The 4,796-nt window shown below is 43.8% G+C and carries 9 protein-coding genes; all 9 read left to right on the plus strand.

The window, feature by feature from the left end; translation table 11 throughout:
* On the plus strand, nt 1-486 hold a 486-nt coding region (locus tag B4K20_RS01060), incomplete at its 5' end, for a major capsid family protein (RefSeq protein WP_289281560.1).
* A gap of 46 nt (nt 487-532) precedes the next feature.
* Nucleotides 533-847, plus strand: coding sequence for a hypothetical protein (locus tag B4K20_RS01065; protein ID WP_289281561.1), 315 nt, complete (start codon nt 533-535; stop codon nt 845-847).
* A gap of 11 nt (nt 848-858) precedes the next feature.
* Nucleotides 859-1,278 (plus strand): DUF4054 domain-containing protein, encoded by a 420-nt coding sequence (locus tag B4K20_RS01070; RefSeq protein WP_289281562.1) that lies wholly within the window; start codon nt 859-861, stop codon nt 1,276-1,278.
* A complete protein-coding gene (locus B4K20_RS01075; RefSeq protein WP_289281563.1) occupies nt 1,278-1,742 on the plus strand; it encodes a hypothetical protein in 465 nt (154 codons plus the stop codon). Before B4K20_RS01070 ends, B4K20_RS01075 begins: the two co-directional genes overlap by 1 nt.
* Nucleotides 1,739-2,092: a hypothetical protein gene (locus B4K20_RS01080; protein WP_289281564.1), complete on the plus strand. Its 354-nt coding sequence runs from the start codon at nt 1,739-1,741 to the stop codon at nt 2,090-2,092. Before B4K20_RS01075 ends, B4K20_RS01080 begins: the two co-directional genes overlap by 4 nt.
* Nucleotides 2,082-2,612 carry a phage neck terminator protein gene (locus tag B4K20_RS01085; RefSeq protein WP_289281565.1) on the plus strand — a complete coding sequence of 177 codons (531 nt, stop codon included), beginning with the start codon at nt 2,082-2,084 and terminating at the stop codon, nt 2,610-2,612. The genes B4K20_RS01080 and B4K20_RS01085 overlap by 11 nt, the downstream gene beginning before the upstream one ends.
* Nucleotides 2,613-2,615: 3 nt before the next feature.
* Complete coding sequence (locus B4K20_RS01090) at nt 2,616-3,755, plus strand: DUF3383 family protein (RefSeq protein WP_289281566.1); 1,140 nt, start codon at nt 2,616-2,618, stop codon at nt 3,753-3,755.
* An 11-nt stretch (nt 3,756-3,766) separates the two neighbouring features.
* Nucleotides 3,767-4,180, plus strand: coding sequence for a hypothetical protein (locus B4K20_RS01095; RefSeq protein ID WP_289281567.1), 414 nt, complete (start codon nt 3,767-3,769; stop codon nt 4,178-4,180).
* On the plus strand, nt 4,180-4,581 hold the full coding sequence (locus tag B4K20_RS01100) for a hypothetical protein (protein ID WP_289281568.1): 402 nt from the start codon (nt 4,180-4,182) through the stop codon (nt 4,579-4,581). The genes B4K20_RS01095 and B4K20_RS01100 overlap by 1 nt, the downstream gene beginning before the upstream one ends.
* The last annotated feature ends 215 nt before the right edge of the window (nt 4,582-4,796 follow it).

Here is a 4,796-nt window from a genome sequence, read left to right on the forward strand (position 1 = left end):
CCAACGTTAGATTGGAATGATGCAGGCACTACCGCACTTGAGATTCTGGCTGACATTAACGACTTCTTAAAAAGTGTTTGGATCAATTCTTCAAACATTCATGCGGCTAATACACTTGTATTACCGTCAGAACGTTGGAGCAAGCTTGCTACCACTCCGGTCAGCGATGTAAACCCAGATAAAACCATTCTGGCTTTACTTCGTGAACGTAACGTCTACACGGAAATGACAGGTCAACCACTTCGTATCGTGCCACGCCTTCAGTTATCACAAGAGGAACTGGTGAAATACGATCCAACTGTGACTAAAGATCGCATGATGGCGTATGAGTACAACCAAGAAAACTTGGTAATGCATATACCTATGATGTGGCGTCCATTAGCTCCACAGTTAGACGGTCTGAAAATCATGGTGCCTGCTGAATACAAGGTATCTGGTGTTGAGTTCCGTTATCCGTTGTCAGGTGCATATCGCACATTAATCTAATCAGCTTCAGCCCCGTTAATTCGGGGCTATTTTTTTGGAGAAAGATATGCTCGTTAAAAACAATACAGCAAGAATCATCGGTATTAACAGTCAAGGTGAAAAATCAGTCAAAGTTTTACCTGGCGACAATCCCGCCGTTGAAATCACAGCAAAAATGGCAAAGCTTGATTTTGTGAAAGAATTAATCAAACAAGGTCAATTGGTTGTTGTCACGGAAGAAGAATCTGAAGACAAACCTAAAACTGAAAAAGAACAGTTAATCGAAGACATTGAAGCATTAGGTATTGAAGCTAAATCAAGCTGGACTATCAAGCAGTTGAAAGAAGAACTTGAAAAAGCGTTAAGCGTTAGAAGAATCTGAAGACTAATCAAATGGACATCACCTCATCAATTATCGCCTCGTTTCGTGGTGTTCAGCCCGCCTTTGCAGATGATACAAAGTGGCCTGATGCCATTGTAGAAAATGCACTGTATGAGGCTGACTCGGAAACAGGCGGTAGTGGTTGGGGTGGATTTGAAGATGAAGGGCACAACTTCAAGCGGCGTGGCATGTATTACTACGCTGCGCACTGGTTGTCAGTTACCTACCTGACACAAGATGCCAGTGATACAAGCAATATCAGCCCTAATGCCCGTTTAAATGTGTCGCAAAAATCCGTTGGTGATGAATCTATTCAGTACCGGATAACTGCAATGCAGGAAACAGGAGATGACTGGCTTTCACTGACCAACTACGGCGTTCAGTTTTTACGTCTTCGTCGTCGTGCTGGCATGGGTGCGAGAGCAGTCTAGTGACCGTAAAAATAACCGGACTGCAACAAGTCAGGGACGCATTAAAAAAAGAGTTAGACAAGTTTAGTAGTGAGTATGCCTTGATTGGTATTCATGAAGATGCAGGCAATGTTGAGGGTGAAAACTTCACTATGGCAACGCTCGGCGCTACTCAGCATTTTGGCAACGACAGAGTGCCAGCAAGGCCCTTTCTTGATTTAGGCGTTGCGAAAGGTAATCAAGAGTACCTGCATACCATTCAGAAAGGCATTAAAGACGGATTAACCAGCAAACAGATTGTCGAGCGAGTTGGTTTATTGGCTGTCGGTAATGTTAAAGAATATATAACGGATTTAAGAAGCCCGCCTAATGCGCCAAGCACAATTAAGCGTAAAGGCAGCTCTAATCCGCTAATTGATACCGGCGCTATGAGGGCGAGTATCAAGCACATCGTATCGTCTAAAAAGCCAGAGGAATCGTTATGAGCTTAAGTATGTCGGGTCATATCGATGATGTGTTTGAGTCTGGTGAGGTCACGCTGATTTATAGCGCTGGCAGTTATGTTGACGGTATTTGGGAAGAGGGAACACCTGAAACAGAAGTCTATACGGCAGATATTCAGCCTTTAAATGATAAAGAGCTTGGCAATCTGTTAATGGGTGGTCAGCGGATATTGGATTCAAGAAAACTCTATATCAATGACGGAAACCTTGCTCTGCTAAAGCTTGGTAAGGATATGCAGTTTCTTGATGAGGACTGGAAGATTGTCTCTCGTGATGTAAGGGAAAATCGCAATTACGCAAAAATAGTGGTGGTGAGATACGATGACCAATGAAGAGTTATTCACTATCTTACGCCCCCATATATTGGCATTAACGGGCGTTCCTGAATGCATGCTTTATGCACAGAACGCAGACGCGCCACAAGGCGAATATGCCTCAGTAAATCCACGCTATGCCATTGAGGAAAGAGGTCAGGCCAACATCTATCGAAAAGATGTACCGGGCGATCTCGTTGAATCAGATGTAAGACCACAAGCCATGATCACGGTTGCCGTTGAGTTCTTTCGCGGTGAAGCATTAGAGCGTGCTGAACGCTTATTGCAGATGGGAAAAATAGAAACCGTCACATGGGATTTATTCAAACACAAACTATCCATTAGAAACACAAGCGGCGTTCTCAATTTAACGGCGCTGCAATCAAGCAACTTTGAGCAACGTGCGCGTATTGAGCTCTATCTATGGGCAGAACTCAGCACGAAATACACCGTTAACAACATTTTGGGAACGTCCATTGTGGCGGAAAACGAGGATGGCGACACCATCCAAGAAATTGATATAGACATAAGAGGCTAACAAATGGCTTATCCAGCAGACAGAATCATTCAGGTAAATGCGAGAATCAGCCCTGCTGGTTTGGGCTTTGCCAATTTTGCATCAGCTACATTGTTTGCTGATTCGACAGAGATTGGATCGCTAACAAAAGACACATACAAAACCTATTTCGATATTACTGAAGTGGCAGCGGATTACGCTGATACCACTGACACATATAAAGCCGCTGCTAAATGGCTAGGCGGCACACCTAAGATGCGTCAAATTAATATCTGGGTTACCGATCCAGCCGATGCCACATTAACAGCAACACTTAACAAGGCCCGTGATTCATTCTGGTGGTATTGGACGCTTTTCACTGCTGACACATACGCAGATGCGGCAGAGGTGTTATTGGCGGCTGCATGGTGTGAAGAAAATGCAAGTATGTTTGTTGATAATCAAACTGGAACAGCAGTAGCTGCAATTCGTGATCAGAATGATGATACCGATATTGCCACACAATTAACCACACTGGGTTATCGCCATGCTTACACAGCGGCTCATGCTACTGATGCTTACGCAGGAACGGCGCTAGCTAAACATTTTGCAGCCGTCAATTACAGTGGTGAAAACACAACCATTACCGGCGAGTTTAAAAAGTCACCTGGCGTTGCTTCTGAGGACTTAAAAGGCAGTGAAATTGCCGCAATGGAAGCCGACACGAAGAAAGCGACATTTTATGCAACAGTTGAACTGCAAGGCTCATCTGATGTTGGCCGCTGGTTAAACACCATCACGCACAGCACCTACGGCGAATACATTGATGATGTGGTCAACCTTGATGCGTTTATTAATACGTTGACGGTAAGCACATACAACACCATTGCAAATGTCCCAACAAAACTGAGACAAACGCCACGAGGACAGGCAGTAATTCTTGCATCTGTTGAAGATGATTGCCAGAAGTTCATCACTAACGGATACATGGGGCCGCGCATCTATACAGACCCCGATGATGGCATTGAGAAATACACTGTAGGTTATGAAATCCTAACCAAGCCTGAAGATATATTAGTTATATCTGATGAGGATAGAAATATCAGACTATCAGCCCCTATTCGAGTTCGTATATTCCGAGCAGGTGCCATCCATAAATCAATCATCGACCTAAGCGTCTTTTAAGGAAAACTGATATGGCAATAAATAATTTCAGCGTTGAACAGATTGTTGTAACGGTAAATGGTCGAGAAATTACTGATTGGGGCGAGTCTGAGCAGCCAATTAGCGAAGCTCCTATTGATCCAAAAGCAACGTTACGCAGAGGCAAAGGTGGCGGTGCGGTTCGTCTTGATAGGGTGAACCCAGGTCGAGCAGTGACTTTATCATTAAATCCTGGCAGTCCAGACTCAGCCTATATGCAATCGTTATTTAATAGCAATGCGACAATTACTTACACAAGACAAGTTATCGGCACACTTGAAAAAGTTATTGGCACTGAAGGCGTAATTGTAAATGATGGCCCTGTAAATCGTGGCGGTCAGACAATATCTGACGATGAATACATGATCGAACTAAACGCTTGGACTGGCATTAAAGGTGGCGAATAATGTCCGTGGTTGAATCATTCACCGTTGGTAATACCACTTACAACGTGGCGCGTGCATCAGCTGTACAGCAAGATGAAGTGTTGAGCATTTTGACGGCTGCATTAATTCAGCGTCTTGTTGCAGCCGGTGAAAACAATATTGATGCAGATGAATCAGTTTTATTTCCAATGATGATGTCATTGCCATTTCAGGTTAAACAAAAGTTCGATGAGCTTTTAATGTCTCGTATCACAATCAGTGGGCGTGAAGACTTTATCGGTTACAAAGACTTTGACGGCAAGGTCACCGACTACAACCGGCTACGTGCAAAAGTATTGAAGTGGAACCTTGAAGGTTTTTTTACCTACTGGGCAGAAGAAAAAAGCGCCGCAATTCAGGCAATGCAAGAAAGTCAGCAATAAACTGGCACCTGATGCGCCCATGCACAGGCATTCACGGCATCTGTCCACCGTTATGCACATGGGCTGAGCTTAATAATGGCACCTATTCACTTGAGGACGTTGAAATGTTTAATCAGACAATGAATCAAATGATTGCCGATTACAAAGCGTCAGTGGCGAATAAATAGTGAATACAATAAAAAACTTCCTTGTCGGTGTAGGCCTTGATACAAAGT

The sequence above is a fragment of the Methylophaga sp. UBA5088 genome (assembly GCF_002414625.1).
GTDB lineage: Bacteria > Pseudomonadota > Gammaproteobacteria > Nitrosococcales > Methylophagaceae > Methylophaga > Methylophaga marina.

What these genes read in the sequence shown, in the direction of transcription:
- B4K20_RS01065 (WP_289281561.1), top strand. Translation starts at nt 533, where the DNA reads ATGCTCGTTAAAAACAATACAGCAAGAATCATCGGTATTAACAGTCAA.
- B4K20_RS01070 (WP_289281562.1), top strand. Translation starts at nt 859, where the DNA reads ATGGACATCACCTCATCAATTATCGCCTCGTTTCGTGGTGTTCAGCCC.
- B4K20_RS01080 (WP_289281564.1), top strand. Translation starts at nt 1,739, where the DNA reads ATGAGCTTAAGTATGTCGGGTCATATCGATGATGTGTTTGAGTCTGGT.
- B4K20_RS01085 (WP_289281565.1), top strand. Translation starts at nt 2,082, where the DNA reads ATGACCAATGAAGAGTTATTCACTATCTTACGCCCCCATATATTGGCA.
- B4K20_RS01090 (WP_289281566.1), top strand. Translation starts at nt 2,616, where the DNA reads ATGGCTTATCCAGCAGACAGAATCATTCAGGTAAATGCGAGAATCAGC.
- B4K20_RS01095 (WP_289281567.1), top strand. Translation starts at nt 3,767, where the DNA reads ATGGCAATAAATAATTTCAGCGTTGAACAGATTGTTGTAACGGTAAAT.
- B4K20_RS01100 (WP_289281568.1), top strand. Translation starts at nt 4,180, where the DNA reads ATGTCCGTGGTTGAATCATTCACCGTTGGTAATACCACTTACAACGTG.